The organism is Cupriavidus sp. FW305-27 (assembly GCF_058787995.1).
This window is the reverse complement of record NZ_JBYTAG010000056.1, coordinates 1-23,231: the sequence shown is the minus strand read 5'-3', so window position 1 is coordinate 23,231 and position 23,231 is coordinate 1. Positions and strand designations below refer to the sequence as shown.

21 protein-coding genes are annotated in these 23,231 nt (G+C 67.5%); 5 read left to right on the top strand and 16 right to left on the bottom strand.

The genetic code is table 11. The features are described 5' to 3' along the window. Positions 1 to 14 precede the first annotated feature (14 nt). From AC3WRI_RS24130 to AC3WRI_RS24120, 3 genes are all read right to left on the bottom strand, one after another. Positions 15 to 1,619, bottom strand: coding sequence for a benzoate-CoA ligase family protein (locus AC3WRI_RS24130; protein WP_058696524.1), 1,605 nt, complete (start codon positions 1,617 to 1,619; stop codon positions 15 to 17). Between the two features lie 85 nt (positions 1,620 to 1,704). Beyond that, positions 1,705 to 3,252: a 3,4-dehydroadipyl-CoA semialdehyde dehydrogenase gene (locus tag AC3WRI_RS24125; RefSeq protein WP_492294237.1), complete on the bottom strand. Its 1,548-nt coding sequence runs from the start codon at positions 3,250 to 3,252 to the stop codon at positions 1,705 to 1,707. A gap of 8 nt (positions 3,253 to 3,260) precedes the next feature. Beyond that, a complete protein-coding gene (locus AC3WRI_RS24120) occupies positions 3,261 to 3,725 on the bottom strand; it encodes a DUF4863 family protein (RefSeq protein WP_010812842.1) in 465 nt (154 codons plus the stop codon). 88 nt (positions 3,726 to 3,813) lie between these two features. On the opposite strand from AC3WRI_RS24120, the gene AC3WRI_RS24115 reads away from it, so the two are divergent. The 4 genes from AC3WRI_RS24115 to boxA all read left to right on the top strand — a co-directional run bounded on the left by AC3WRI_RS24115 (position 3,814) and on the right by boxA (position 9,491). Next, positions 3,814 to 4,776 carry a helix-turn-helix transcriptional regulator gene (locus AC3WRI_RS24115; RefSeq protein WP_011617543.1) on the top strand — a complete coding sequence of 321 codons (963 nt, stop codon included), beginning with the start codon at positions 3,814 to 3,816 and terminating at the stop codon, positions 4,774 to 4,776. Positions 4,777 to 4,935: 159 nt separating this feature from the next. Then, positions 4,936 to 6,594 carry a 2,3-epoxybenzoyl-CoA dihydrolase gene (boxC, locus tag AC3WRI_RS24110; protein WP_492294235.1) on the top strand — a complete coding sequence of 553 codons (1,659 nt, stop codon included), beginning with the start codon at positions 4,936 to 4,938 and terminating at the stop codon, positions 6,592 to 6,594. A gap of 45 nt (positions 6,595 to 6,639) precedes the next feature. After that, positions 6,640 to 8,067 (top strand): benzoyl-CoA 2,3-epoxidase subunit BoxB, encoded by a 1,428-nt coding sequence (gene boxB, locus AC3WRI_RS24105; RefSeq protein WP_010812845.1) that lies wholly within the window; start codon positions 6,640 to 6,642, stop codon positions 8,065 to 8,067. A gap of 143 nt (positions 8,068 to 8,210) precedes the next feature. Next, positions 8,211 to 9,491 carry a benzoyl-CoA 2,3-epoxidase subunit BoxA gene (gene boxA / locus AC3WRI_RS24100; protein ID WP_010812846.1) on the top strand — a complete coding sequence of 427 codons (1,281 nt, stop codon included), beginning with the start codon at positions 8,211 to 8,213 and terminating at the stop codon, positions 9,489 to 9,491. A 23-nt stretch (positions 9,492 to 9,514) separates the two neighbouring features. On the opposite strand, the gene fusA is transcribed toward boxA, so the two are convergent. Next, complete coding sequence (fusA, locus tag AC3WRI_RS24095; RefSeq protein ID WP_010812847.1) at positions 9,515 to 11,569, bottom strand: elongation factor G; 2,055 nt, start codon at positions 11,567 to 11,569, stop codon at positions 9,515 to 9,517. A 202-nt stretch (positions 11,570 to 11,771) separates the two neighbouring features. Further along, positions 11,772 to 12,650: an oxidoreductase gene (locus AC3WRI_RS24090; RefSeq protein ID WP_010812848.1), complete on the bottom strand. Its 879-nt coding sequence runs from the start codon at positions 12,648 to 12,650 to the stop codon at positions 11,772 to 11,774. Positions 12,651 to 12,839: 189 nt separating this feature from the next. Here AC3WRI_RS24090 and gcvA point away from each other — a divergent pair, with 189 nt between their 5' ends. Further along, positions 12,840 to 13,736 carry a transcriptional regulator GcvA gene (gene gcvA / locus AC3WRI_RS24085; protein ID WP_011617541.1) on the top strand — a complete coding sequence of 299 codons (897 nt, stop codon included), beginning with the start codon at positions 12,840 to 12,842 and terminating at the stop codon, positions 13,734 to 13,736. Between the two features lie 6 nt (positions 13,737 to 13,742). Here the strand turns inward: gcvA and AC3WRI_RS24080 are convergent, their stop codons facing one another. The 11 genes from AC3WRI_RS24080 to AC3WRI_RS24030 all read right to left on the bottom strand — a co-directional run bounded on the left by AC3WRI_RS24080 (position 13,743) and on the right by AC3WRI_RS24030 (position 23,152). Next, on the bottom strand, positions 13,743 to 14,978 hold the full coding sequence (locus AC3WRI_RS24080) for a CaiB/BaiF CoA transferase family protein (RefSeq protein ID WP_058696520.1): 1,236 nt from the start codon (positions 14,976 to 14,978) through the stop codon (positions 13,743 to 13,745). A 1-nt stretch (position 14,979) separates the two neighbouring features. Beyond that, entirely contained in the window at positions 14,980 to 15,399 is a 420-nt protein-coding gene (locus tag AC3WRI_RS24075) for a PaaI family thioesterase (protein ID WP_010812851.1), read from the bottom strand. Continuing rightward, on the bottom strand, positions 15,396 to 16,379 hold the full coding sequence (locus tag AC3WRI_RS24070) for a tripartite tricarboxylate transporter substrate binding protein (RefSeq protein WP_010812852.1): 984 nt from the start codon (positions 16,377 to 16,379) through the stop codon (positions 15,396 to 15,398). Before AC3WRI_RS24070 ends, AC3WRI_RS24075 begins: the two co-directional genes overlap by 4 nt. A gap of 32 nt (positions 16,380 to 16,411) precedes the next feature. Continuing rightward, positions 16,412 to 17,215, bottom strand: a complete 804-nt coding sequence (locus AC3WRI_RS24065) for an enoyl-CoA hydratase/isomerase family protein (protein WP_010812853.1) — start codon at positions 17,213 to 17,215, stop codon at positions 16,412 to 16,414. Between the two features lie 11 nt (positions 17,216 to 17,226). Beyond that, positions 17,227 to 17,991 (bottom strand): SDR family oxidoreductase, encoded by a 765-nt coding sequence (locus AC3WRI_RS24060; protein WP_010812854.1) that lies wholly within the window; start codon positions 17,989 to 17,991, stop codon positions 17,227 to 17,229. A 1-nt stretch (position 17,992) separates the two neighbouring features. Beyond that, positions 17,993 to 19,138 (bottom strand): thiolase family protein, encoded by a 1,146-nt coding sequence (locus tag AC3WRI_RS24055; protein WP_492294233.1) that lies wholly within the window; start codon positions 19,136 to 19,138, stop codon positions 17,993 to 17,995. Positions 19,139 to 19,166: 28 nt separating this feature from the next. After that, positions 19,167 to 19,520 (bottom strand): Zn-ribbon domain-containing OB-fold protein, encoded by a 354-nt coding sequence (locus AC3WRI_RS24050; RefSeq protein WP_010812856.1) that lies wholly within the window; start codon positions 19,518 to 19,520, stop codon positions 19,167 to 19,169. Positions 19,521 to 19,720: 200 nt separating this feature from the next. After that, entirely contained in the window at positions 19,721 to 20,068 is a 348-nt protein-coding gene (locus AC3WRI_RS24045) for a hypothetical protein (RefSeq protein WP_011617538.1), read from the bottom strand. Positions 20,069 to 20,262: 194 nt separating this feature from the next. Further along, positions 20,263 to 21,192, bottom strand: coding sequence for a LysR family transcriptional regulator (locus tag AC3WRI_RS24040; protein ID WP_010812858.1), 930 nt, complete (start codon positions 21,190 to 21,192; stop codon positions 20,263 to 20,265). A gap of 136 nt (positions 21,193 to 21,328) precedes the next feature. Next, positions 21,329 to 21,772, bottom strand: coding sequence for a GNAT family N-acetyltransferase (locus AC3WRI_RS24035; RefSeq protein ID WP_010812859.1), 444 nt, complete (start codon positions 21,770 to 21,772; stop codon positions 21,329 to 21,331). Positions 21,773 to 22,006: 234 nt separating this feature from the next. Next, positions 22,007 to 23,152, bottom strand: coding sequence for a xanthine dehydrogenase family protein molybdopterin-binding subunit (locus tag AC3WRI_RS24030; protein WP_492294231.1), 1,146 nt, complete (start codon positions 23,150 to 23,152; stop codon positions 22,007 to 22,009). Between the last annotated feature and the right edge of the window lie 79 nt (positions 23,153 to 23,231).

Below are 23,231 nucleotides of genomic sequence, written 5' to 3'. Positions count from 1 at the left end.
GGCGGCGTTGCCGCTCACGCCGCCGCGACGGCGCGCTCTGCGGCGGCCTTCAGTTCGCGTTCGCGCAGCATGAAGCGCTGGATCTTGCCGGTGGCGGTCTTGGGCAGCGTATCGACGAACTCGATCGCGCGCGGGTACTTGTAGGCGGCCAGCCGCTCCTTGACGAAGGCCTTCAGTTCGCCGTCGCCAAGCTGCGCGCCCGCCTTCAGCACCACGAAGGCCTTGGTCTTGACCAGTCCTTCATGGTCAGGTACGCCGATCACCGCGGCCTCCAGCACTGCCGGGTGCTGCACCAGCGTGGCCTCGACCTCGAACGGCGAAACGTAGATGCCGCTGACCTTGAGCATGTCGTCGCTGCGCCCGGCGTAGCTGTAGGTGCCATCCGGGTTGTGCACGTATTTGTCGCCGCTCTTGGTCCAGCCGCCGCGGAAGGTCTCGCGCGACTTCTCGCGGTTGGCCCAGTACATCAGCGCGGCGCTGGGGCCCTGGATATAGAGGTCGCCGATCTCGCCGTCGGGCACCGGGCGTCCTTCTTCGTCGCGCAGCTCGATGGCGTAGCCCGGCACCGGCCAGCCGGTGGTGCCGTAGCGCACCTGGCCGGGGCGGTTGGACAGGAAGATATGCAGCATCTCGGTGGAGCCGATGCCGTCGATGATCTCGCAGCCGAAATGCGCGGTGAAGCGCTGGCCGATATCGGCGGGCAGGGCCTCGCCGGCGGACGAGCACAGCCGCAGCGTGACCTCGGCGCGCTGCGGCAGCGCCGGCGAGGCGAGCATGCCGGCGTATCCTGTCGGCGCACCGAAGAACACCGTTGGCCGGTGTTGCAGCCAGCGGCGGAAGGTGGCCTCGGGTGTGGGCCGCTCGGCCATCAGCACCACGGTGGCGCCCACGCTGAGCGGGAAGCTGAGGCCGTTGCCCAGCCCGTAGGCGAAATACAGCTTGGCCGCAGAGAAGCAGACGTCCTGCTCCTGCAAGCCGAGCACCGGGCCTGCATAGAGCGCCGCGGTCCAGTACGGGTTGCCGTGGCTGTGCACCACGCCCTTGGGCTGGCCGGTCGAGCCGGACGAGTAGAGCCAGAAGCCGGGGTCGTCGCAACTGGTGGCGGCAGGCGCCTGCAACGGCGTTTGCGCGGCAAGCAGCGCATCCAGCGCCGTCATGCCATCGGGCAGAGGCTCATGCGCACGGGACACGAACACTTGCCCGACTTCATGCCCCGGACGGGCCAGCGCCTCCTGCAGCACGGGCAGCAGCGCGGCCGACACCAGCACAGCCTGCGCGCGGCTGTGCTGCAGCATATAGCTGTAGTCGTCGGCGGTCAGCAGCGTGTTGACGGCCACCGGGACGATGCCGGCGTACATCGCGCCCAGGAAGCAGACCGGCCAGTCGCTGCAGTCGTGCATCAGCAGCAGCACGCGTTCCTCGCGGCGGATGCCGGCGCCGAGCAGCGCCGCGGCCAGGCGCCGCACCTGCTGCGCCAGTTCGCCGTAGGTGAGCTGGCCGTCGTCATCGATATAGGCGACCTTGCCGGCGCGCCCGGCATTGCAGCCGAGCAGGTGCCCGGCAAAGTTGAAGGACGTGCCGGGTGGCCGGACGGGTGGTTCTGCGGGCGTGGCGGTCATGGGTGTCTCCCCGTTGCTGGTGTACGGTGTGCCGCGCGCCGCCATGCGGACGTGGCGGCGCGGTGAAGCGGGTTGGCTTGAACGGTCAGGCGAGTTCGTCGAGCACCGCGGTACTGGCCTGAATGGCGCTGCGCCGGTGATAGAAGTGCAGGGCGCGCAGTCCGCCCAGTTCCTCGCCGCCGCCGGCGCGGCCGGGGCCGCCATGCAGCGATTGCGGCATGACGTTGCCGTGGCCGGTGTGCAGCTGCGCCACGTCGGGCGAGATCACATGCACGCGGCCATGGCTGTCGGCCAGCTCGACGGCGGCCGCACCGAGCGCGGCCGCGTCGCTGCCATAGAGCGATGCCACCAGCGAGCCCTGTCCACGGCGCACGAGTGCCAGTGCGTGGGCGGTATCCCGATAGGGCAGCAGCGTGGCCACCGGGCCGAACACTTCGGTGTCGTGCACCGCGGCGGCGGCGTCCGCATCGGCCACGCCCAGCAGCGTCGGGCCGATGCAGCAGGCCACCGCCGGATCGGCATCGACCAGCGCCTGCTGCGTGCCGTCATGCAGCACCTGTGCGTGCTTGCGCAGGGTTGCCAGCCCGTCTTGCACGGCGTTGAACTGCGCACGGCTGACCAGCGCACCCATGCGCACCGTATCGTTGCGCGGGTTGCCCACGGTCACTTTCGACAGCCGTGCGCCGATCGCCTCGGCGGCCAGGCCATACAGCGCTTCAGGCACGAACACGCGCCGGATCGCGGTGCATTTCTGGCCGGACTTGACCGTCATCTCGCGCACGACTTCCTTCGCCAGCAGGTCGAAGGCGGCGGTATCGGGGCCGTCCTGCGGCAGCAGCACGGCGGAATTGATGCTGTCCGCTTCGATATTCACGCGAACAGAGCGTTGCGCGATGGCGGGATGCGAGCGGATCACCGCGGCCGTATCGGCCGAACCGGTGAACGACACCACGTCAAAGGGCTGCAACTGGTCCAGCAGGCCGGCCGAGCTGCCGCACACCACCGACAACGCGCCGGCCGGCAGCGCCCCGGCCTCGACCACGTCGCGCACCATGCGCTGGGTCAGCCAGGCGGTGGCGGTAGCGGGTTTGACGATCACCGGCACGCCGGCCAGCAATGCCGGCGCCGTCTTCTCCCACAATCCCCAGCTCGGGAAGTTGAAGGCATTGATAAACAGCGCCACGCCGCGCGTCGGTACCAGCACGTGCCGGGACTGGAACAACGGGTCCTTGCCCAGCCGCGCGGCCTCGCCATCCGGCAGGTAGTGCCGGTCGCCGAGCGTATCGCCCAGCCTGGCGTAGGTGCCCAGCGTGAAGATGCCGCCGTCGATGTCGACTGCGGAGTCGTTCCTGACGGTGCCGCTGTTGGCCGTGGCGATGTCGTAATAGGCATCGCGATTGGCCTGCAGCACCTTGACGATGTCAGCCAGCAACGCGGCACGCTGGCGATAGGTCAGCGCGCGCAGGGCCGCGCCGCCCTGTTCGCGGGCAAAGGCGAAGCCGGCAGCGAGGTCCAGCCCGGTGGCGTCAACGCGCACCAGTTCGTCGCCCAGCACGGGATCGAACAAGGGCGTGCCGGCACCGCTGCCGGCCTGCCACTTGCCGCCGAGATAGTTGGATAGCAATTCAGTCATCGGGAATCTCAGCGCGTGAAGTCGATGCGGCCTTCCGGCAGCAGGTAGAGCACCAGCGCGCGGCCGTTGCTGACGGTGGGGCGGTGGGCGCTGCCCGGCGGGCATACCAGCCAGCCGGCGGGGCGGCCGTCGAACTGCGCGTCGCCCTCGAGCGGCATGATCAGGTCGATCTCGCCGTTGGGATGGGTGTGATGCGGGCCGGCAATGTCCTGCATCTCGACCACGTCGACGGAAAAGCCGTGCAGGTCGTCGGCCGGCTTGAAGATGCGGCCGTAGCGGATGCCGCCGCCTTCGCGGTCGCACAGCCAGCCTTCGGCCACGCCGGCCTGGCAGGCGTCCTTAAGTTGCTGGTAGGTGGGGCTGCCGGCGCCGTGCTCGGCATTGAGCCAGGCATCGAGTGCGGCATCCAGCGGACGGCCTGCCAGTTGCGCGGTGAACTGCGCGATCTGGCTGCGGAATTCTGTGGGGGACATAGTGGGGGGCTCCGTCTGGTTCGCCAGTTGCCATCACTGGCTTCATGCATTATTGTGCATGTATGAAAAATAGAGCCGCGCCGAAATCATGTCAAGCACTATATTGCATGAATCTGGGTTAACCCCGGAAGTCGACCTGCATCATGATTCAGATGCACGTGCTGCCAACGGCACTGACAAGAACCCGTTTCTGGTCGCGCTGGGCGAGCGTGTGCGCGAGTTGCGCGCCTGCCGCGGCCTGACCCGAAAGGCCGCCGCGCAGGCCGCCGGCGTGTCGGAGCGGCACCTGGCCAACCTGGAATACGGCAGCGGCAACGCTTCCATCCTGGTGCTGCAGCACATTGCCGATGCGCTGCAGTGCTCGCTGGCCGGGCTGCTGGGCGACATCACCACGTCGTCGCCTGAATGGATCCTGTTGCGCGAACTGCTGGAGCACCGCGACGAAGCCACGCTGCGGCGCGTGCGCATTGCCGTGGGCGAGATGCTCGGCACGGGTGGCGAGAATGCCGGCCAGGCCGCGCGCAGCCCGCGTGTGGCGCTGATCGGGCTGCGCGGCGCCGGCAAGAGCACGCTGGGCGGGATGCTGGCCGAAGACCTCGACTTCCCCTTTATTGAGCTGAGCCGCGAGATCGAGAAGTTTGCCGGCTGCAGCATCTCGGAGATCCAGGGCCTGTATGGCATGAACGCCTATCGCCGCTACGAGCGGCGCGCGCTGGAAGAAGCCATCCAGATCTATCCCGAGGCCGTGATCGCCACGCCCGGCGGCCTGGTCTCTGATCCGGCCACCTTCAACCTGTTGCTGGCCCACTGCACCACAGTCTGGCTGCAGGCGGAGCCGGAAGACCATATGGAGCGGGTGCGCGAGCAGGGCGACTTCCGCCCGATGGCGGCCAGCAAGGAGGCGATGGAGGACCTGCGCCATATCCTGGCCGGGCGCGCGGCCTTCTATTCCAAGGCGGAGTTCTCGCTGGACACCAGCGCTCAGCCGCTGGAACCCACATTTGCCGCGCTGCGCGAGCTGGTACGCCAGGCCTTGCGCATGCCGTTGTGACGGCAGGGGCGCAATAACCCGGCATCAGGAGCGGTGACCCGCACCTCTTGAAGGATCTGCACAATAGTGCTTGCATGAAATCTGGTTGATGAACTATAGTTCGTGTCACCAGATTCCTGTTCATGCATGATAGTGCAGTTTCGCAGAGGAGACACCGCCGTGACCATCGCCCCCCGCGTCGATTACCAGACCGCCCCCGCCCAATACAAACACCTGAAGCTGACGTTCGACGGCCCCGTCGCCACGCTGGCGGTGGACATCGACGAGAACGCCGGCCTGCGCCCCGGCTACAAGCTCAAGCTCAACAGCTATGACCTCGGCGTCGACATCGAACTGAACGACGCGCTCAACCGCGTCCGCTTCGAGCACCCGGAAGTGCGCACCGTGGTCGTCACCAGCGGCAAGGACAAGGTGTTCTGCTCCGGCGCCAATATCTTCATGCTGGGCGTCAGCAGCCATGCGTGGAAGGTCAACTTCTGCAAGTTCACCAACGAGACCCGCAACGGCATCGAGGACTCGTCGCAGCACAGCGGCCTGAAGTTCCTGGCCGCGGTCAACGGCGCGTGCGCCGGCGGCGGCTATGAACTGGCGCTGGCCTGCGACGAGATCCTGCTGGTGGACGACCGCTCGTCGGCCGTGAGCCTGCCGGAAGTGCCGCTGCTGGGCGTGCTGCCGGGCACCGGCGGCCTGACCCGCGTGACCGACAAGCGCCATGTGCGCCATGACCTCGCCGATATCTTCTGCACCACCACCGAAGGGGTGCGCGGCCAGCGTGCCAAGGACTGGCGCCTGGTCGACGATATCGCCAAGCCCGCCGTGTTCGCGCAGAAGGTGCAGGAGCGCGCGCTGGCGCTGGCCGCGCAGAGCGATCGTCCGGCCGATGCGCAGGGCGTGGCGCTCGAGCCGATCGAGCGGACGATCGAAGCGGATGCGCTGCGCTATATGCATGTGACGGTCGAGATCGATCGCGCCGGCCGTACCGCGACCTTTACCGTGAAGGCACCCGTCGGTGCGCAACCGCAAAGCATCGAGGAGATCGTCGCCGCCGGCGCCGCCTGGTACCCGCTGCAACTGGCACGCGAACTGGAAGACGCGATCCTGTCGATGCGCACCAATGAACTGGACATCGGCACCTGGCTGATCAAGACCAGCGGCGACGCCGCCGCGGTGCTGGCCACCGACGCCGCGCTGCTGGCGCACAAGGACCACTGGCTGGTGCGCGAGACCATCGGCCTGCTGCGCCGCACGCTGAGCCGCCTGGATGTGTCGTCGCGCAGCCTGTTCGCGCTGATCGAGCCGCAATCGTGCTTTGCCGGCACCTTCCTGGAACTGGCGCTGGCCTGCGACCGCAGCTACCACCTGGCGCTGCCGGACGACGAGGAGCGCGCGCCGAAGATCACCGTGGCGGAAGTCAATTTCGGCCTGTACCCGATGGCCACCGGCCAGAGCCGGCTGGGCCGCCGCTTCTACGACGAGCAGCCCGCGCTGGACGCGGTGCGCGCCAAGGCCGGCCAGCCGCTGGATGCCGATGCCGCGTATGCGCTGGGCCTGGTCACCGCCAACCCCGACGACATCGACTGGACCGACGAAGTGCGCATCGCGCTGGAAGAGCGCGTGGCGATGTCGCCCGATGCGCTCACCGGTATGGAAGCCAACCTGCGCTTCAACGGCCAGGAAAACATGTTCACCCGCATCTTTGGCCGCCTGACCGCATGGCAGAACTGGATCTTCCAGCGCCCCAACGCGGTGGGCGACAAGGGTGCGCTCAAGGTCTACGGCAAGGGCGACAAAGCCGCCTTCGACTGGAACCGCGTCTGATCCAGCCTTACACGACAACCGAATCGTCCCCTGAAGGAGACCACAATGTCCGGCATCAACTACAGCGACAAGATCCCCAACAACGTCAACCTGAGCGAAGACCGCACCCTGCAGCGTGCGCTCGAGCAATGGCAGCCCAACTACCTGAGCTGGTGGAACGACATGGGGCCGGAAGGCTCGCACAGCCATGACATTTATCTGCGCACCGCGATCAGCGTCGATCCGCAGGGCTGGGCCCACTTCGGCCACGTCAAGATGCCGGACTACCGCTGGGGCATCTTCCTGAACCCGGCCGAGGCCAACCGCAAGATCCATTTCGGCGACCACAAGGGCGAAGACGCCTGGCAGGACGTGCCCGGCGAATACCGCGCCAACCTGCGCCGCATCATCGTGACGCAGGGCGATACCGAACCGGCGTCGGTCGAGCAGCAGCGCCACCTGGGCCTCACCGCCCCCAGCATGTACGACCTGCGCAACCTGTTCCAGGTCAACGTGGAAGAGGGCCGCCACCTGTGGGCGATGGTCTACCTGCTGCACAAGTACTTCGGCCGCGACGGCCGCGAGGAGGGCGAGGCCCTGCTGGAGCGCCGCAGCGGCCAGCAGGACAATCCCCGCATCCTGCAGGCGTTCAACGAACAGACCCCGGACTGGCTGTCGTTCTTCATGTTCACCTACTTCACCGACCGCGACGGCAAGTTCCAGCTGTGCGCGCTCGCGGAAAGCGCCTTCGATCCGCTGGCGCGCACCACCAAGTTCATGCTGACCGAAGAAGCGCACCACATGTTCGTGGGCGAGTCCGGCGTGTCGCGCGTGATCCAGCGCACCTGCCAGGTGATGAACGAACTCAAGACCGACGATCCCGCCAAGCTGCGCGCGGCCGGCGTGATCGACCTGCCGACGCTGCAGCGCTACCTGAACTTCCACTACAGCGTCACCATCGACCTGTTCGGCGCCGATGAGTCGAGCAACGCCGCCACCTTCTACAGCACCGGCCTCAAGGGCCGCTACGAAGAAGGCAAGCGCATGGACGACCACGTGCTCAAGGGTCAGACCTACCGCATCCTGCAGGCGCAGAACGGCCAGCTGACCGAGAAGGAAGTGCCGATGCTCAACGCGCTCAACGAAGTGCTGCGCGACGACTACATCAAGGACAGCATGGGTGGTGTGGAGCGCTGGAACAAGGTCATCGAGAAGGCCGGCATCCCGTTCCGCCTGAAGGTGCCGCACAAGGCCTTCCACCGCAATATCGGCGCGCTGGCGGGTGTCAAGGTATCGCCGGACGGCCGCGTGATCTCCGACGCCGAATGGCGCGACTTCCGCGACCAGTGGCTGCCCAGTGAAGGCGACCGCGCCTTTGTCGCCAGCCTGATGGGCCGCGTGGTCGAGCCGGGCAAGTTCGCCAACTGGATCGCGCCGCCGGTGATGGGTATCAACCGCCAGCCGGTGGATTTCGAGTACGTGCGGTTCAACTGAGCCACGGCCTTACCCTTTGCTCCCTGTTTGCTCCCCTCTCCCGCTTGCGGGAGAGGGGCCGGGGGAGAGGGCAGGCGCGTCCATGAAGCGCCGCTGCAACAACGACCCTCACCCCGAACGCCCCTGATCCTGTGGAGACCGCCATGGACATGGCAGAAATTCAAGTCATCAAGCAGCACCTGATCGATCCCGAGATCTGCATCCGCTGCAACACCTGCGAAGCCACCTGCCCGGTGGGCGCGATCACGCACGACTCGCGCAACTACGTGGTCGATGCCGACAAGTGCAACCTGTGCATGGCCTGCATTTCCCCGTGCCCGACCGGCTCGATCGACAACTGGCGCGCCATGCCGAAGCTGCGCGCCTACAGCATCGAAGAGCAACTCAGCTGGGACACGCTGCCGGAAGAGCTGACGCCCGAGCAACTGGCCGACCTGGCGCCCGGCGCCGAGCTGCAGACCGCCGCGCCGGAGATTCCCGCCGCGTCGCCGCTGGCCGGCACCGGCGAAGACGCCGTCAACAGCGCCCGCTACGGCGCCACCGTGCCGCCGTGGTCCGCCGCGCATGCCTACACCAACCTGTATGGCGCCAAGTCCGCCAACAAGACCATCACCGCTACCGTGACCGGCAATGTACGCGTGACCGAAGTGGGGCGCGAGTACGACACGCACCACATCGTGCTGGACTTTGGCGCGACCCCGTTCCCGGTGCTGGAAGGCCAGTCCATCGGCATCGTGCCACCGGGCACCGACGCCGGCGGCCGCCCGCACCATGCCCGCCAGTACTCGATCGCCAGCCCGCGCAACGGCGAGCGTCCCGGTTACAACAACCTGTCGCTGACCATCAAGCGCGTGCTGCAGGACCATGACGGCAACCCGGTGCGCGGCGTGGCCTCCAACTACATGTGCGACCTGAAGGTTGGCGACAAGGTGGAGGTGATCGGCCCGTTCGGCGCCAGCTTCCTGATGCCGAACCACCCGCGCTCCAACATCGTGATGATCTGCACCGGCACCGGCAGCGCGCCGATGCGGGCCATGACCGAATGGCGCCGGCGCTTGCGCAAGGCCGGCAAGTTCGACGGCGGCAAGCTGATGCTGTTTTTCGGGGCGCGCACGCAGGAGGAGCTGCCGTATTTCGGCCCGCTGCAGAACCTGCCCAAGGATTTCATCGACATCAACCTGGCGTTCTCGCGCACGGCGGGGCAGCCGAAGCGCTACGTGCAGGACCTGATGCGCGAGCGCGCGGCGGACCTGGCAGCGTTGCTGGCGGGTCCCGATACCTGCTTCTATGTGTGCGGGCTAAAGAGCATGGAAGAGGGCGTGGTGCTGGCGCTCAGGGACGTCGCGCAGCAGGCGGGGCTGCAATGGGAGGCGCTGGCTGAAGGGTTGAAGCGGGAAGGGCGGCTGCATCTGGAAACGTACTAGATGCAGCCGCGGGCGCGAACCCCTCAATCCGTATCCTGCTGCGCCTTGTGTTTCGATGCCATCTTGTCCTGCTGCGCCGGCGGCACGTTGTCGTAGTGGCTGAACTGGATGGTATAGCTGCCGTGGCCGCCGGTGATGCTGTTCAGCCGTGACTGGTAGTCGTTGAGCTCGGACAGCGGCACCTGGCCGGCCACCACCACGGCGTTGCCGACCGCGGTGCGCGTGCCGTGGACCTGGCCGCGCTTGGTTGAGAGGTCGCCGATGATGTCGCCCATGGCTGTGCCCGGCGCCGTCACCTCGATGTCGACGATCGGTTCCAGCACGCTGGGCCTGGCCTTGAGCACCGCGTCGATAAAGGCCTTGCGCCCGGCGGTCGCGAACGCGACTTCCTTGGAATCGACCGGATGGCTCTTGCCGTCATACACGGTCACGCGCACGTCCTGCATCGGGAAGCCCGCCAGCGGGCCGCTGTCCAGCACCTGGCGGATGCCTTTTTCCACGGCGGGAATGAACTGGCCGGGAATCGCGCCGCCCTTGACCGCATCGACAAAGTCGAAGCCCTCGCCGCGCGCCAGCGGCTCCACGCGCAGCATCACTTCACCGAACTGCCCGGCGCCGCCGGTCTGCTTCTTGTGCCGGTGATGGCCCTCGGCCTTGCCGCCGATGGTTTCGCGATAGGCAATCTTGGGCGGGCGCGTCACCACCTCCAGCTTGTATTGCTCGGTCAGCCGCTCCAGCGCGCAGCGCAGATGGAATTCGCCCAGGCCGAACACCACGGTCTCATTGGTGCCAACCGGATGCTCGACGCGCAGGCACGGGTCTTCCGCGCTGAGCTTGTGCAGCACTTCGGCCAGGCGCTGCTCGTTGCCGCGCCGCGCCGGTTCGATCGCCAGCCCGTAGATGGGAGTTGGGAACTCCAGCGGCGTCAGGTGGATATTGCCGTCCTCGGTGGCGTCGTGCAGCACGGCATCGAAGCCCAGTTCGTCGACCTTGGCCACCGCGCAGATATCGCCCGGGCCGGCCCGCGGGATCTCCTGGGTCTCCTTGCCCTGCAGCCGCAGCAGGTGCGCCACCTTGAACGGCTGGCGCCCGTCGCCGATATAGAGCTGGCTGTCGCGCGTGACCGTGCCCTGGTGGATGCGGAACACCGCCAGCTTGCCGACATAGGGGTCGATCACCACCTTGAAGACATGGGCCAGCACGTGCTTGTCAGGCACGGGCTCGGCGCGCACGGCCTTGCGGTGTTCGCTGCCATCGCCCGTATCGCGATAGAACAGCGGCGGATTGCCTTCAGTCGGGTTGGGCAGCAGTTGCACGAACACGTCGAGCAGTTCCGTGATGCCGGCGCCGGTGGCGGCCGAGGTAAAGCAGATCGGCACCAGGTGGCCTTCGCGCAGCGCGCGCTCGAATGGCGCGTGCAGCTGCTCCGGCGTGATCGCCTCGCCTTGTTCCAGGTACAGCTCCATCAGTTCGGGATCGATCTCGATCACCTGGTCGATCAGCGCATCGTGGGCGGCGGGAACAGATAAAAAATCCGACTCGCCGGCCGGATTGAAGAAGCAGTCCACCACCTGGCTGCCGTTGCCGGCAGGCAGGTTGATCGGCAGGCATTCCTTGCCAAAGGCCTCCTGGATGTCCGCAAGCAGCGCGGGCAGGTCGACCTTGTCGCCGTCGATGCCGTTGACGATGATCATCCGGCACAGCTGGCGCGCCTGCGCCCACGCCATCGCGCGGCGCGTGGTCATCTCGATGCCGGTCTGGGCATTGATGACGATGGCGGCGGTTTCCACCGCCGCCAGCGCGCTGATGGCGAGGCCGGAGAAGTCGGGATAACCGGGGGTGTCAAGCAGGTAGATGCGGGTGTCGCGGTAGTGCAGGTGGGCGGCGGCGGTGGTGAGCGAGCGTTTGTACTTGCGCTCGAGCGGGTCGCTGTCGCACACCGTGGAACCGCGTTCGACGCTGCCGGGCGTGTGCAGGGCACCGCCCTTGTGCAACAGCGCTTCGACCAGCGAGGTCTTGCCGCACCCCGCGTGCCCTAGCAAGGCGACGGTGCGGATGGCATCGGGACTATCGTGCATGGTGGCTCTCGTCCGGCAATGGCTGTCCGGGAATTATTGGCGAAATTCGCCGGAAGCGACATACGCGGATGCCCGACTCGGTGCATTGCCTGACGCAAGATGGCCCGCAAGTGGCGAAGCCGGCGCTCGGTCGGCCTCGTTTCGCGTTTCGCACGGCATGCCCGCATTGCAGCAAACCGTGCGCTGGTGCGCTGCAGCAAGATCAGCGGCGCACGTCGTCGTGGTCGGTCGACACCGCCAGCGCCTGCCACGCGGCCAGTTCGCTTTCCACCTTGCGGTTCTTCTCGGTGATGCGGTAGACCGTGTCCGAGCCCAGCGGCAGCCGCACTGGCGGGGTTTCGCTGTCGGCCAGGGTCAGCAGGGCTGCCGCCAGCTTGGCCGGGTCGCCGGGCTGCTGGTGGTTGGCCGAAGCCATGTGCTCGCGCATTGCCCCGACCGTATCGGCATATGCGGCGATCTCGGTGCGCACGCGCACCAGCGAGCTGGCATCGAGGAAGTCGGTGCGGAAGAAGCCCGGCTCGACCACGGTGGCGCGGATGCCCAGCGGCGACAGTTCCGCATCGAGCGCTTCGGTCAGGCCCTCCACCGCGAACTTGGTGGCGCCATAGACGCCCCAGCCGGGATACGCGGCGTAGCCACCGATCGACGAAATGTTGAGGATGCGGCCGCTGCGCTGACGGCGCATCTGCGGCAGCACCGCACGCGTCACGGTCAGCACGCCGAACACGTTGGTGGCGAACTGCTGCTCGACTTCCTCTGCGGAGGCCTCTTCGACCGCGCCGAGCAGGCCGTAGCCGGCGTTGTTGACCAGCACGTCGATGCGGCCGAAGCGGGCCACGGCGGCCTCGGCGGCGGCGATGGCCTGCGCTTCGTTGGTGACGTCCAGCGCCACGCCCACCAGGTTATCGTGCTCGCCCAGTGCGGCGGTGATGGTTTCCGGGCGGCGCGCGGTGGCGACGACCCGGTCGCCGCGTGCCAGCGCGGCACGGGTCAGTTCCAGGCCGAAGCCGCGCGAAGCGCCGGTGATGAACCAGACCTTGCTGGCAGCGTTGATGGCGGTGTTGGTGGTGTTGGCGGACATGGTGAATCTCCTTTCAGGGTGCTCGGTTTGACTGCGATGTCTGATGGCGGGGGCCACGGAGACAAATTTAGGCCGGCAACGCCCACAACACTAGGCGGTGCAATCGCGTTTCAATGACAACTATTAGTTTGGAATGGATGTCCGGCGCATCGATTGAGGAAACCTCAACCGTATGGCAGACTCCCCGGCATGGACAAACTGCCCCCACTGAACGCGTTGCGCGCCTTCGAGGCCGCCGCCCGGCACCTCAGCATCACCACGGCCGCCGAGGAGCTGCATGTCACCCCCGGCGCCGTCAGCCGCCAGATCCGCGCGCTGGAGGACGGGCTGGGCGTGCAGCTGCTGCATCGCGGCCACCGCCAGATCTCGCTCACGCGCACCGGCGAGGACTACTACCGCGCCGTGACCAGGGCGATGGACGACCTGCGCGAGGCCACGCGGCGATTGAGCAAGCGCGCCAAGCGCAAGCAGCTGAAGGTGCGCGCCTACACCACCTTTGCCATGCGCTGGCTGATCCCGCGGCTGTCGAGCTTCCATGCCGCCAATCCCGGCATCGAGGTGCTGCTGACGGCGTCGCTCGATCCGGTCGACTTCCGCAAGGAAGACATCGACGGCGCGATCAGGCTGGGTGACGGCAAGTGGAGCGGCGTGAATACCTACCGGCTCGTGTCGAACATCCTGGTGCCGGTATGCAGCCCGGGGCTGCTGGAGGGCGGGCCGAAGGTGAAGAAGCCCGCCGACCTGCAGCACCAGACCCTGCTGCACTCGATCGCGCGGCCCGACGATTGGGCCCACTGGCTCAAGGCCGCGCGCGCCGACAAGGAGGTCGATGCGCGCAGCGGCATGACCTTCCAGAGCTCGGCCATGGCCTATGCGGCCGCGGCAGAAGGGCAGGGCTTCGCGATCGCGCAGCGCTTCCTGGTGGCGGCGGATCTCGACGCCGGCCGGCTGGTGGCGCCATTCCGCCAGACTGTGGACATGGGCGACTTCACCTACTACCTGCTGACGCCTGCCGATCGCAAGGAGAGCCCGAGCATGGCAGTGTTCCGGCAATGGCTGCTGGCGCAGTTTGACACTCAGGGTTGAGCGCGCTCACGATGCCGCCGCGACCACGTGTCGCTTTTCCTCGATATCGCCGCAGCGGATAGCGCCCCGAGACGACAGCGCGGCGATTTCGTCGCGGCTGTAGCCAAGCTCGCCCAGCACCGCCTGCGTATGCTGTCCGCAAGCTGGTGCCGGCCGCGATGGCAACGCGTTCTCCTGAGCGCTGTTGATCGGGAATCCCGGCATGCGGATCTCGCCCAGCGTGTCGTGCCGGACGCGCTGCACCATGCGGTTGGCGGCCACCTGCGGATGCGCCATGACGTCCTCGTAGGTCGCCACGGGGGCGCACAGAATGTCGGCGTCCTGGAGCAACGCCAGCCATGTGTCGGTCGCGCGGGTGACGAAGGCACTGGTCAGCACCTCCACCATTGCCGCGCGATTGACCACGCGCAGCGGTGAAGTCGCAAAGCGCGGATCGTCGGCCAGTTCGGGCCGGCCCAGCACATCGCACAACCGGCGCCAGCGCTCGGGCATATAGGCGGCCACCATGACCCAGCCATCGGCGGTGCGGAAGGCCTGGTTGGGCGCTGAGTAGGGCGCCGCGCTGCCCACACGTTCCGGCAGTTGCCCGTCGGCGCAGTAGCTGGTGATGGACGACTGCTGCAGCGCCAGCGCCGCATTGAGCAGGTTGACGTCGAGATGGCCGCCCAGGCCGTCGCGGGCCCGCTGCGCGAGCTTCGCCAACACGCCCACGGAGGCCACGTAGCCGGTCATCACGTCGACGACCGGCGCCTGCACCTTGCACGGCTCGCCGTCGGGCAGGCCGATCAGGCTCATCAGGCCGGAATCCGCCTGCATGATGCCGTCGACGCCGGCGCGGCTCGCATATGGTCCCTCCTGCCCGTAGGCGGAGATCGAGCAGTAGATCAGCGCGGGGTGTTCGTCCGCCAGTTGCGCATGGCCAAGGCCGAGGCGTTCCATCACGCCGGGCCGCATGCTTTCCACCACGATGTCGGCACCCACGATCAGGCGGCGGGCCACGGCCACGCCGTCGGCGGACTTCAGGTCGAGCGCCACGCCCAGCTTGTTGCGGTTGAAGCCGTGAAACAGCGCGCTGTCGTCGCCGAGCCAGCCGGGCCCCAGCCCGCGGCCCATCTCACCGCCCGGCGGCTCCACCTTGATGACCCTCGCGCCCATGTCGGCCAGCAGCATGGTGCAGGTCGGCCCGGCGCCGATCTGCGTGAAATCGATGACGGTCAGGCCGTCCAGTGCGTCGCGCAACATGTCATGCCTCCGGTAGGGTGCGGGATCGTTTGAACGTGCCTTGCGCGGTCGCCACCAGCACGCCGGCATCGGTGGTCAGCTCCGCCGAGGCGAAGTACAGGCTCTTGCCGGCGCGGGTGAGTTGCGCCGTGGCGCGCAGCCGGCCCGTGCTGGCCTTGCTGAGATAGCTGATCGTCAGCATGACGGTGACCGCGTGGCCGAGCGTGCCGTCCGGGCCGGCGGGCAACCCGGCGTAGCCGCAGGCGGCGTCGAGCAGCGTGGCGGTGACGCCGCCCTGCACGCTGCCCTGCCGGTTCAGGTGGCGTGGCTCGAGGTCGAGCTCGAAGGTGCAGCGGCCGTCGCCGACGCTGGCCAGGCGGATGCCGAGGTAGTCCAGCAGCGGGTTGTCGGTTGACGGCACCGTGGCGGGATGCATGTTCATAAGGCCACCTTGATGCCGTTGTCCTGGATCAGCCGCTGCCAGCGCGCCATTTCCTTGCCGATATAGGTCTTCAGCTCGGCCGGCGACGACGCCTGCGGCTCGAAGCCTTGCTTTGCCATCTGCTCGGCGATGTCAGGCGATTTCAGCGCGGCCACCAGTGCGGCGTTGAGCTTGTCGACCACTGGCTTCGGCGTCTGCGCCGGCGCCAGCAGGCTGTACCACAGCTCGGCGTCGTAGCCGGCGATGCCTGCTTCCGCAAAGGTCGGCAGGTCGGGCATGAGCGCGGTCCGCTTCTTGCCGGCAATGCCCAGCGCGCGCAGTTTGCCGGCGCGCACATACTGGATCGCCGAAGCAAAGGTCGCGAACGAGATCTGCACTTGCCCGCCCATCAGGTCGGTGATCGACGGCCCGGTGCCGCGATAGGGCACGTGCAGCAGTTCGGTCTTGTTGAGCCTGGCAAAGACTTCACCGGCCAGGTGCTGGGGCGTGCCGTTGCCCGGGCTGCTATAGCTGAGCTTGCCGGGATTGGCGCGGGTGTACTGGATAAAATCCTGCAGCGTGCGGAACGGCTGGTCGGGGTTGGCGACCAGCATGATCGGCACTGACGCGATCCGCCCCACCGGCTCGAAGTCGCGTTCGATGCTGAACGGAATCTTCGTGCCGAGAAACGGGTTCATCGTCACCTGGCTGGATGCGATCACCAGCGTATAGCCGTCCGGCGCCGCGTGGGCGACATAGTCGGCGCCGAGATTGCCGCCCGCGCCGGGCTTGTTCTCGATCACGACGGTCTGGCCCAGCAGCTTGCCCATCTTCGGCGCGATCAGCCGCGCGAGGATATCGTTGCCGCCGCCGGGGGCGAACGGCACCACCAGCGTAATCGGTTTTTGCCTGGGGAAGGGCGCCTGCGCCGCGGCGCCCAGCGCCGTGGCTGCCAGCATGCCTGCCAGCGCCACGCGTGCGAATCGGGTAATGCGGGTCATGGTCTGTCTCCTGTCTGTCTGTTTGCGAACGCTTAGCGCCCGGTGTAGCGGGGCTCGCGCTTCTCGGCGAAGGCCTGCCGGCCTTCGGTGCGGTCCGCGGTATCGCGCAGCACGCCCCAGTAGAGTTCGGTCAGTTGCTGGGCGTCGGCTTCGCTGAGGTGGCTGGTCTGGCGCGACAGCTTCTTGACGGCCTGCACCGCCAGCGGCGCATTGGCGGCGATGCGGGTCGCGATCGCCAGCGCACGGTCGAGCAGCGTGGCAGGCGCCACCGTCTCGGTGACCAGCCCGATGCGCGCGGCCTGCGCCGCGTCGATTCGCTCGCCGGTCAGCACCATCTGCATCGCATGCGCCGCCGGCACGGCCTTCAGCAGGCGATGCAGGCCCGAGACAGCGGGGATTGACCCGACCGCGGCTTCGGGCAGGCCGAAGCTCGCTTGTTCTGACGCGATCCGCGCATCGCATTGCAGCGCTATCTCAAGCCCCGCTCCAAGGCAATGGCCGTTGACCGCCGCGATCAGCGGCTTGAACAGGCCCAGGTCGGTCAGGTCCATCAGCCGGATATAGAGTCCCAGGTCGGCGGCCTGCTCCGGCGCGCGGAACAGTGCTTCCGGATAGGTCGCGGGCGAGCTGCGCGTGCCTTTCAGGTCGGCGCCCGCGCAGAAGGCGCGCGTGCCGGCGCCGGTCAGCACCGCCACGCGCAGGTCGTCGCGGTCGCGCACTTCGATGAGGTGCGCGCGCAGTTCGCGCAGCGCGGCCACGTCCAGCGCATTGAGGGCATCGGGCCGGTCGATCGTTAGCACGGCGACCGCGCCTTCGGTGTGGAGTCGTACGGTCATGGCTTGCCTCCTTACACGCTTGGCGACGACAGGCTGCGGCCGCCACAGACATAGAGCACCTGCCCGGTCACGTAGGACGACTGCGGGTCGAGGAAGAAGCTGACCGCGTTGGCGATATCGTCGGCGGTGCCGATGCGCTGCACCGGGACCGACTTCTGCAGCCGGGCCTGCACGTCGGGCGCGAAGCCGCGGAACAGCGGGGTATCGACGATGCCCGGCGCCACTGCATTGACGGTGATGCCCTTGCTCGCAAACTCGATCGCCAGCGAGCGCGTCAGGCTGACTACGCCGCCCTTGGCCGCGGAGTAGTTAGCCTGTCCGAATCCGCCCAGCCACGCCCGCGACGAGATATTGACCACGCGCCCGTAGCCGCGCTCGACCATGCCGGGCAGCGCCGCGCGGCAGCACAGGAACTGCGAGCGCAGGTTGGTATCGATGACCAGGTCCCAGTCGTCGTCGGTCATCTTCAGGAAGCGCATGTCGCGCACGGCGCCGGCGTTGTTGACCAGGTAGTCGACGCGGCCAGTGCGCGCCTGGATTTGCGCGAAGGCATCGTTGACCGCGGCCGAGTCGGTCAGGTCGGCACTGGCGCCAAAGGCGTTGAAGCCCTCGGCAACCAGCGCACCGACGGCGGTATCGAGCGCGGCGGCGTCGCGGTCGAGCAGGGCCACGGCCAGCCCCTGGCGGGCCAGTTGCGTGGCGATGCCCAGGCCGATGCCGCGCGCTGCGCCGGTGACCACCGCCACATGGGAAGGATCGAAGCGTTGCGTGCCCATCTCAGACTCCCAGCAGGTGGACGGAAGAAGCGGCGTGGTCCACGCCCGCGATGCCGCCGCCGGTGCATTGCGTCAGGCCGATGCGGGTATCCGCCACCTGGCGTTCGCCGGCGCGGCCTTGCAGCTGCCACAGGATCTCGACCATCTGCGCCACGCCGGTGGCGCCCAGCGGATGCCCCTTGGCCAGCAGGCCGCCGCTCGGGTTGACCGGCACGCGCCCGCCCAGGCGCGTCGCGCCGGACTTGAGCAGCGCCACGGCATCGCCACGCGGCGCCAGGCCGAGGGCTTCGTAGTAGAGCAGTTCGGCGATGGTGAAGGCGTCGTGCAGTTCGACCACGTCGACGTCCTGCGGGCCGAGCCCGGCCTGTTCGTAAGCCTGGCGCGCGGCGCGCGCGGTGATCTCGGCATCGAGGATATCGTCGTCGGCCTCCTCGCGCATGCCCGACACCACTACAGACGACAGTACCTTCACCGGCCGCGCCTGCGCCGGCCGGCGCGTGCTCAGCACCACCGACGCCGCGCCATCGACCTGCGACGGGCAGCACTGCAGCAGCGTCAGCGGGTCGGCGATCATGCGCGAGGCCAGCACTTCCTCGACCGTGGTGGTCTTGCGCTGCTGGGCATACGGGTTCAGCGAGCCGTGGTAGCGGTTCTTCACGGCCACTTCAGCGAGGTCGGACGGATTGGCGTCGCGCTCGTGCAGGAAACGCGTGCCGCGCATCGCATACACCGCGGGCAGTACCATGCCGGACCTCGCATAGAGGTCGGTCTTGTGGTCATTGCGCTGCAGCGGGATGGTGCCGCCGCCGAGCGCGGTCAGCTGCTCGATGCCGAAGACCAGCACCGTGTCGTATTGCCCGGCCAGCAGCGCGTGCCGTGCCAGGTGCACGCCGGTGGCGCCGCTGGCGCAGGCGTTCTCGACGTTGTAGACCGGGATGCCCTTGAGCCCCAGATCGCGCACGATCAGCTGGCCGAGGATCATGCCGCCCAGGACGTTGGCGCAGTAGACCGCCTGGATGCGGCCGGCCGGCACGTCGGCATCGGCCAGCGCCTTCAGGATTGCCTGTTGCGCCAGCTCCGGCGCCAGCACGCCGGGGTGCCGGCCGAACGGCGTCATCGCGCCGCCATGGATGTAGATGTCCTGCATCTTGCTTACCTCTCCTTCTCTCGATCGATCAGACCGTGACGGCCTCGAAGACATAGCCCAGCTCGGCGTCATGCCGCTGCGCGTAGCGTTCGCCGATGACCGGACGCGCCGCGCCCTGCAGGCGGCCGAAGATTCGCACCGGCCCGACGAAATCGACATAACCCAGCGCATATGGAGCCAGTCCGCTCTTGGGCGCGGGATGGATCACGGTGAAGCTGTAGAGCACGCCCGTGCCGGTGATGGCGACGGTCTCGTGGCCGTCCGCCAGCGGCGAGTCGGCGGGCAGCGCCGGGAAGATCCACTCGCCGGTGGCGCGGTCACGCGAGGCGAGCAGGTGGGGGACGGGTTCCGCGCTCCAGAGCGGATAGGGCTGGTCTGACATGGCTGTCTCCTGTGGGTTGGCCTTGGCGTAATATTTGTCGTCGGCGGCCTGCGCGACAAACGATATTTCCGGCGCTTTCGGTTGAGAAAAAGTCAAACGAAAAGGCGAGGCAGGGCGTATGGAAAAGCGTTTTGTCCGGGGATTGGAGTCAGCCGTTCAGGGCTCGTCCTGCCGCGTTGCGTCGACTTCGGACCGGGCGATCACACCCACGCCGATGCGCCATTCAAGGCCGTGCCGCGCAGGCGCGGATTGCCTTCGACCGCACGGGCACCCTCGGTGTACGGATCGAACTTTCGCCCCGGCGTGGCCGAGACCCCGCTGCGGTCGGGCCCGGCGACGAGCGCAGTGGCGCCACTGTCATGCGCGCCTTCTGAGAAGGTGTCGAAGCGGCCCTGCCGCTGGCCGTCGGTGAACACGTCATGCGTGCGCGCTGCCACGCTGGCGGGCGCGCTGTTGCCGGCTTGTGCGGCATTGGCGTTCTGGAGGGAGACGGCGGCCACCAGCGAGATGGCGGCGGGAACAAGGGTGCGTGCGAGTTGGGCAATCATGATGTCGCTCCTGGAGACTGGTCATCAGAGAAAGAGGCGGACGGCGGCTGCTGCGCGTTTCCCGGTGTGGTTCCGGGGATGGCGCTGTGCAGCCGCCGTTGAGACCAATTTAGGCGTGGAGCGAACGTCGCACTAGAGAGTGGAATGGCGTTTCAATAGCAACTTCTGGTTGTCTGTGCTGCGGGGTAGCAGGCTCAGGTCACGACCCCGACCAGCCGTGACAGCGACTGCTCCGCGCCCCGGCCCGCCTCCACCACGAAGTCGATGAAGCGCCGGACCCGCACCGGCATCTGGCTGCGATGCGGGTAGTACATGTACATGCCGACATTGCTGCTGCTGTACCCCGGCAGGATCGCCTTCAGCCGCCCGCTCACGAGGTCGGCGTGGATCATGTAGGCGGGCAGCTGGCCGATGCCCATGCCGGCGCGCACCGCTTCGACCTCGGTTTCCACGTCATTGAAGCTCGCCACGGCAGGCACCTCCTGGTAGATCAGGTCGCCGTCCACCTGCAGCTCCCACGGCACCATGCGCCCGGTCGCGGGGCGGCGGAAGCCGGTGCACTGGTGCTGCGGCAAGTCGTCGAGGGTGGCCGGCTCGCCGTGCCGCGCCAGGTAATCCGGCGCCGCGCAGATGACCAGCGGCAGGTCGCACAGCCGCCGCGCCACCAGGTTCTGGCCGGGGCTGGTGCCGACGCGGAAGCCGACGTCGATCTTGGCTTCGACCAGGTCGGTGAAGAGGTCGCTCAGCACTACATCGAAGGTGATGCCGGGGTATTGTTCGCGAAAGCCCCGCACCAGCGGGACCAGCACGCGGCTGCCGAGCGACGGCGGAGCGGTCAGGCGGATCAGACCGTCGTTGTCGCTCTTGCTGCTGCGGACCTGCTCGAGCGCTTCGTCGAGCTGGCGCATGCCCGGCGCGGCCAGCTCGAACAGGCGTGCGCCTTCTTCCGTCAGGCTGAGCTTGCGCGTGGTCCGGTGCAGCAGGCGCACGCCGAGATGATCCTCCAGCGTGCGCACGGCCTTGCTGGCGGCCTGCGGGGTGACGCCAGCTTCCACCGCGGCGCGGTGGAAGCTGCCGGCGCGTACCACGCCGAGGAAGAGGGTGAGGACACGGGCCTTGTCCATGACTGGCAACGGATGGTGGAGAATGCCGCCATCATAGTGCCGATTTGGGGACAACCGGCGGGCGTGGGCCGCCACAGACCCCGTGCCTGTGAATTGCGGATAGAGCGAACAGAGCGGATTGAGCGGGCAGAGGCGTCTACTTCAGCTCGCAATGCATGCACAGCCCTGGCGGTATGCCTGCAATCCTGAGCGTGTGCGACGCGCGGACTTCAGCGGGAAGGTTCTCCGCGGAGACCAGCTGGAAGCCATAGCGGGCGAAATGACTCGGGCAATTGCTGGTCGCCAGTACGGCGCGACGCACGCCTTGCGCGCGCGCCCGCATCAATACCGCGGAGACCAGGTGAGTCGCCACCCCGAGCTGGCGATATTCGGGAAGGACGGCCACAGACCGGATGACGACGAGATCGTCGTATCGTTCGGCGCCGGCGCATCCAACGATGCGGCCTTCCAGCACGGCAACATGGAAAGTCTCCAGATGCGCTTCGATTTCGTGCTCGTCCAAGCCGCATTGCGCGAGAACCTTCGAAATTGCCGGCAGATCTTGCGTGCCCGCAGAACGAATGCGTAGATCTTTGATCATGATGAAGCCTGTCGCCGGCGGTCCTTGACGCGTGGGCGGATACGGAGTGTTTTGGTGTTGGGGGGAGAAAAGTACCTTATCAATCCCCGGCAGCCTAGGTTTTCGTACACTAGAAAACCCTAGGTCCTCGGGTAAGCCCTGTAGAGAAATACATTTCAAAATCGCGTCGAGCCTGCGGATCCCCGCCGACGCCGTCAGTTTGGGCGGCGTCGGCGGCATGTCGCACTTGCCGGACTAGTGCTCGACCAGGTGCTCGATGCGGATCGGAAGCTCCCGCACGCGCTTTCCCGTTGCGTGAAACACGGCGTTGGCTACGGCCGGCGCCACGCCCACCAGCGCGATTTCACCTAACCCCTTGACGCCCAGTTCGTTCACATGGGGATCGACCTCGTCGACAAAATGCGCTTCCAGTCCGTGGATATCCAGGTTGACGGGCACGAGGTAATCCGCCATGTGCGCATTCACCGGCCGGCCGTCCCGCGGATCCAGCGCGGTTCGCTCCATCAGCGCCATGCCGATGCCGCCGACCATCCCGCCCGTGCATTGGCTGGCTGCGAGCCGCGGATTCACGATACGACCCGCGCCATAGGCGCCGACCACGCGCCGGACACGGATCGTGCCGACATCGGGATCGATGGCGACTTCGACGAACACGGCACCGAAGGCATGCATGGAAAACCGGCTGCGCACCTCGCCATCCGGGCCTGCCGTGGCGCTCGCTTCGATGGCGCCGTCCGTGCGATCCGCGCGCGCCTGGCGCTGGTCCAGCGCGGCAATGCAGGCCGCGCGCACGGCCGAGCCGACGGACGCGAGGGTCATCGAGCCCCCGTGCGGCGGGGTAGGTGGGAAATCCGAACGGCCAAGGCTGAAGCGCACGCTGTCCATCGGCAGGCCCAGCGTCTCGGCGGCAATCTGCGTGATCGAGGTGTAGGTGCCGGGCCCCATGTCGCTGGCGGCGGCTTCGACTTCGGCCGTTCCGTCGGCAAGCAGGCGCACGCGGGCGCTGGCCTGGCCGTGGAAGACCGGGTAGCTGGCACAGGCCATCCCCCAGCCGATATGCAGGCGGCCGTCCCGCATCGAGCCGGGCGAGAGCGTGCGGCGGGACCAGCCGAACGCGTCGGCGCCGCGTTCGTAGCAGGCAAGCATGGAGCGACTGGAGAACGGCAGTTGCATGCCCTCGTCGAGCCCGGGTTCATTGCGCCGCCGCAGTTCCAGCGGATCCATCTCGAGGGCGTAGGCCAGCTCGTCCATCGCGCATTCCAGCGCAAAGACGCCGGTCGCCTCGCCCGGACCCCGCATAAAGGTCGGCGTGCCGATGTCCAGCGGCACCAGCCGGTAGCGAGTGCGCACATTGGGACAGCGATAGAGGAACGGCGTCACCGCAGTGAACTGACCCCGTAAAGTTGGACGGGTAAGTTAGGCCGCCAAGGGCTGAGTCCTGTATTGCACGGGGCTCAGC